4 protein-coding genes and 1 pseudogene are annotated in these 4,584 nt (G+C 60.5%); 1 reads left to right on the top strand and 4 read right to left on the bottom strand.

The window, feature by feature from the left end; all coding sequences use genetic code 11:
• Positions 1 to 563 precede the first annotated feature (563 nt).
• The 4 genes from ACYP5B_RS39870 to ACYP5B_RS39885 all read right to left on the bottom strand — a co-directional run bounded on the left by ACYP5B_RS39870 (position 564) and on the right by ACYP5B_RS39885 (position 3,230).
• On the bottom strand, positions 564 to 1,031 hold the full coding sequence (locus tag ACYP5B_RS39870; protein WP_267603526.1) for a hypothetical protein: 468 nt from the start codon (positions 1,029 to 1,031) through the stop codon (positions 564 to 566).
• Positions 1,032 to 1,402: 371 nt separating this feature from the next.
• The gene (locus ACYP5B_RS39875) at positions 1,403 to 1,750 is read right to left on the bottom strand and encodes a hypothetical protein (RefSeq protein WP_459573315.1); all 348 of its coding nucleotides are present in this window, start codon (positions 1,748 to 1,750) and stop codon (positions 1,403 to 1,405) included.
• A gap of 529 nt (positions 1,751 to 2,279) precedes the next feature.
• Complete coding sequence (locus ACYP5B_RS39880) at positions 2,280 to 2,558, bottom strand: hypothetical protein (RefSeq protein WP_400103763.1); 279 nt, start codon at positions 2,556 to 2,558, stop codon at positions 2,280 to 2,282.
• 66 nt (positions 2,559 to 2,624) lie between these two features.
• Positions 2,625 to 3,230, bottom strand: a complete 606-nt coding sequence (locus ACYP5B_RS39885; protein ID WP_400103765.1) for a class I SAM-dependent methyltransferase — start codon at positions 3,228 to 3,230, stop codon at positions 2,625 to 2,627.
• Between the two features lie 361 nt (positions 3,231 to 3,591).
• On the opposite strand from ACYP5B_RS39885, the pseudogene ACYP5B_RS39890 reads away from it, so the two are divergent.
• Positions 3,592 to 4,439 (top strand): annotated as a pseudogene (locus ACYP5B_RS39890) (DUF808 domain-containing protein); the annotation flags it as partial.
• Positions 4,440 to 4,584: the final 145 nt, after the last annotated feature.

The following is a 4,584-nucleotide window of genomic DNA, read 5'->3' on the forward strand; positions in this document are numbered from 1 at the left end:
CAAAGAAGTCCGCAGCGCTTTTTGATTGCTTTGAACTCGTTACGCCCTACGCAACGCCTCGCACCAAGTGAGGCAAGTATGCGGGCCGGTGCGCGCACGGCACGGCCACCAGCACCCTCACCTCCCCCGGCCTCTCGATCACCTGCGGCGCGGCGGCGCAGCCGACCAGCAGAAGCAATGCACGTGCGGGCAACGCCTCTAAATTGCGTTTCTGCTCAATTCTGAGGCGCAACCAAGCCACCAAGCCAGCATTTGTATTTATAAAAAAGTACAAGGGGGCCAATGCACTGGCAAACTAAAGCGCGAATATTCCGCGCGTTGTCGATGACCCCGTTCGGGGACAACATCCATTACTTCCTGCAGCGCAAGGTCACCAAGGAATTGCCGCGGCGCGTATGCGGCCTGGATGAACTGCTGGCGACGGCGCGCAACTTGCACGCCGATACCCAGCGCCATCTAGCCGAGGATCTAGGAAAAGCCCAATTCGTGGAGATTGGCGCCGGGCGAATATGGCCGTGGCCATCGCTTTGCGCTTGCCTGGCGTCGAATCGGTTCTACTGCGGTCACTTTATCTGTGGAAGCGACTCTTGGAATCCGTGGAGCAAACAGCCGACGAGCGCCGGACCGTAATTGCTGTCCGGACTATCCGGGATCTTCCATTCGAAGAAACCATCCTCGGCAAAGGTTGCGTTCCCCTGATCCTCGATCAGGATCACGTGGAACGGAACCAGCCGCATCATCTCATCTGCGCCTAGAACGAAGCGCGAAAATTGGTACCGCCCCACGAGGTGTCCATCCCACTTCGCAAAGCCGAACTGAGCATAAACGCGACCGAAGCTAGTATTGAGCTGGAAACTCTCTCTCTCGTCACCCGGTAACGCTGGGCCTTCCACCGCGGCGCGGGCCAAGAACCCCTCTTGGGCAAGACATTCGCCCACGAACTTCATGAACCGCCTCGCCTGCGCGCGAAGCATCTCGGCGCGCATGGCATTTTTCCTGGCGGCGTCGCGCTGCTCTTTTGTGGCTTCCATGTCGCCTTCATGAGAGTGAAGTGGTGTCCAGTCTCCGACGTGCTGGCGGTGTCTGCAATAGCCCTTTATGGGGGAATGCAGATCCCCGGATCGAGGTGGTGTAGAGCCGCTGGATGCAGAGCATGAAGAGCACGATTGGCGCACATGCTCGCGCTGCGGCGGCACGCGACTCTATAACGCCATCGGCCCGCGCCTCGGCATCATGCCCGACACCCACTACACGAAATGCGACACGCACGCGAAGCGCTGCCAGCACCTCTGGAACGAGATCAACGGGCCCTGCGCGTGGGCAGCGACCCTGTGGGTGGTGGATTTTCGGAGGGTTCAGATGTGAGCGTCGACCCATGGTGGTGCCCGTGGCCGTGCAGATCCTAGCGCTCAGCGGCGCGCAATGCGCGAATGAGTTTCTGCACTAGCTGTTCATGTTGCTCCAGCGCCTCATCAAGCGTGTGGGCTCCATAGCTCTCGTTTTCTTCCGCCACCTTCCCAACAACACGAGTCACGAACAGCGGCGTGTCCTTAGGGGCTCGCTCGGACACCCCGCGGAAGCGGGTAGTGACCACGACGCCGGAGTCTTCCATCAGCGTGCGGCGGAAGATCAGTTCGTTCTCAGCCATCCAGCGCGACCACTCGCCCTGGTCCAACACCTGGACAGGCCGGTTCTTCGCATCCAGGATATAGAAACGACTCCATCTGGGTGATGCCGATCGGGATCTCATGGGAGGATGATCGCAGTGCGTTGCAGCCCGTCAATACTGAATGGTCCCCCTAAAGGGTAGTGCAGAACATGCACCCACCGATAAGTCGATTCCACGCCCTGGGCACGGAAACGGATGATTTGTGAGGGTGCCGCGGCTGAAAAGGATGACTGGCTAGCATGTCGCGATCCGGAGGTGGCGCGGAGTTTCCTCGCACTGCCGTCGGCGAAGCTGATGGACACCGAACCAGCACCCATCGAGCGATGGCGGGAACTCTGGCCCGGATGGAATCCTGAAGCCGTTCAATCCCGGAAACGAGCAATCGGCCAGCCGATTGACTTCAAGCATCATGTGCCCTCTGTCGGGCAGCAATACACTGGAAACATGGCATGGCCCGAGCGCGCGCTATTGCGAAAGGACCCTGCTGAAGTTCAACGGGCAGCGGCGGCGGTTCAGCGAACCGGCTCATGTCAAAGAATCGCTGCGAGTGAATAGCCGCCGATTGGCACCCGACGCCATCGAGACGCATCCCCGCGCGATGCTCGCTCGATTAGTCGGCAAGGGGAAAGCCAAAGACATCCCGCTCCAGGTCTTGCTCGAACGCCGCCGTCCATGAGGTCCCGGCTCCGCCAGGATAGCGCCGGACTTCGCCCCCGATTACACGGGCGACGGTGACTTCGCGCGGGATACGACTCGGGCCGCCGGTTAGCGCAATGCCCTCCTCCGCGGTCACATCGAAGTCCTCTCGTACAAATCCATGCAACGCGCAAGCCGACTCGAAACTCTCGCGCTCATCCGCTGGCAGTTCGTGGAACAACTTTTGAGCCATGACCATCTCCCGGATCCCTCGCCAGGATCCTAGCATGACCAATCCGAGCATCCCCTAGTGGCTCGGCTACCCCATCTGCAATGCAATCACGCTCCAGGAAACCGAGTCCCGGCCCTGCGTATCCTTGCGCAGCCCGCTGTAGATTTCGGCCAGGCCAACCGCTCGGCCAAGTTCCAGCGTCTCTTCGGCTGAAACGTCGAACATCCTTCGACCGGGGGGAATCGGCCCGTGGCGGAGCGACATAATGACGCGGGCGCCCGGCGCTAGCAGCGCCGCGATTGCTTTCATCGCAACGGGGCGCTCGGCGGCGTCAAGATGCATCCATACGGCAGTCAGCAGAATCAGGTCAAAATGCTCTCGCCTGGACCGCATCTTGGATAGGTGGGGCAGTGCATCGTCCACCCACTCGATGGGCGAGGCCGCATGAATGCGCTGCCCCTCACGACGCAACTCGCGCGTGGGTTCAACGGCCACAACCCGATGTCCCAGCCGAGCGAGCGCGGCCGCATCGCGGCCTGACCCGGCGCCGACGTCGAGAATGCTGCTTGGCGCCAATGGGAATAGGTGCAGTACGTCTCGATGGACATCCTCGAACAGGATGCTCTCGTACTGCTGCGCCAATGCGACTGCGTTCTTGCCATAGCCGGAAGTACTTGCTGCTGGTTTTCTCATTCAGGTCCCCTCTCGCTCCCGATGGAGGCTTTCTTGTGCCCCGGTTTCGGCAAGAGAATCAAAATGCCCCCCCACCGACGGCGGATAGCAAGCAGGCGTGCGCTTTGGCAATCAGATACTCGTTGCTTGACCCCGACGAGACTTCCCGTAGACCGCCCTGCTAACCTGCCGGCGGTCTCCTTTTTTACGGATGCCCCGGGCGGCTCGGATTCGCATCCTGAGCTGCCAGACTCCCTAGACGAAACCATCCCGGAATGGCGATGGCCCGCATCGCTTGCGAGGCCTGTGGCACAGTATCGAGCCATGCGGCCCTCTGCGTGTAACGGGGCGCTTTCTCTGCGTCTACATGGGAGCCTTCAATATGGCCGGCACCAGCCTGCTTCTGCTGATCGACGACATCACCTCCATCCTCGACGATGTGGCCACCATGAGTAAAGTGGCTGCCAAGAAAACGGCCGGCGTGCTAGGCGACGACCTCGCCTTGAATGCGCAGCAGGTCAGCGGCGTGAAAGCAGATCGAGAATTACCCGTCGTGTGGGCTGTAGCGTTGGGATCCTTGCGCAACAAGGTGATTCTGGTGCCGGCAGCTCTGGCGATCAGCGCTGCCGTGCCATCAGCTATCGTGCCACTGCTAATGGCCGGCGGCGCCTTTCTTTGCTATGAGGGATTCGAGAAGATTGCGCACAGCTTCCTCCATAGCGATTCCGCGGAGACGAGAAGGCCAAGATTCGTGGTGCGGTGCGCACTGATTTCATCCTGTCGGCGGAGATCATCGTCATCTCGCTCGGGACAGTATCCGGCGCAACATTCGGCACGCAGGTAACCGTGCTGACGACCATTTCCTTGCTCATGACGGTGGGCGTCTATGGCCTCGTGGCGGGTATCGTCAAGCTGGACGATGCCGGCCTGTACCTTAGCCAGAAGGCCTCTGCTGGCGCGCGGGCCATTGGCCGCGGCATCCTGCGCCTGGCGCCTTGGCTGATGCGCGCGCTATCCGTGATCGGGACCGCGGCGATGTTCCTGGTAGGCGGCGGAATTCTGGCGCACGGTATTCCTGCTGCGCATCATCTAATAGAGCCCGCAACTGAAATGCTGGCAGGAGTACCTGTGCTCGGTGCAGGCCTGGGAATGCTGGGTCCTGTATTGATCAATGCACTGACAGGCATCGCAGCAGGTGCACTGGTCACGGCTGTAGTCGCCGTTGCGAAACTTGGAATGCGAGCCCTACGGCCATCGACATCTTGCTTCCGAAACCGCTGCCGCAAAAGCAAAACCCCCCAGTACTTTCGTACTGGGGGGTTTCAAGGGAGAGCCTGGCGATTACCTACTTTCACACGGGTATCCGCACTATCAT

This window comes from Cupriavidus sp. 8B, from assembly GCF_054589115.1.

Excerpts from the sequence above, each read along its gene's own strand:
- ACYP5B_RS39880 (WP_400103763.1), bottom strand. The coding sequence starts at position 2,558 with ATGGCTCAAAAGTTGTTCCACGAACTGCCAGCGGATGAGCGCGAGAGT.
- ACYP5B_RS39870 (WP_267603526.1), bottom strand. The coding sequence starts at position 1,031 with ATGGAAGCCACAAAAGAGCAGCGCGACGCCGCCAGGAAAAATGCCATG.
- ACYP5B_RS39875 (WP_459573315.1), bottom strand. The coding sequence starts at position 1,750 with ATGAGATCCCGATCGGCATCACCCAGATGGAGTCGTTTCTATATCCTG.
- ACYP5B_RS39885 (WP_400103765.1), bottom strand. The coding sequence starts at position 3,230 with ATGAGAAAACCAGCAGCAAGTACTTCCGGCTATGGCAAGAACGCAGTC.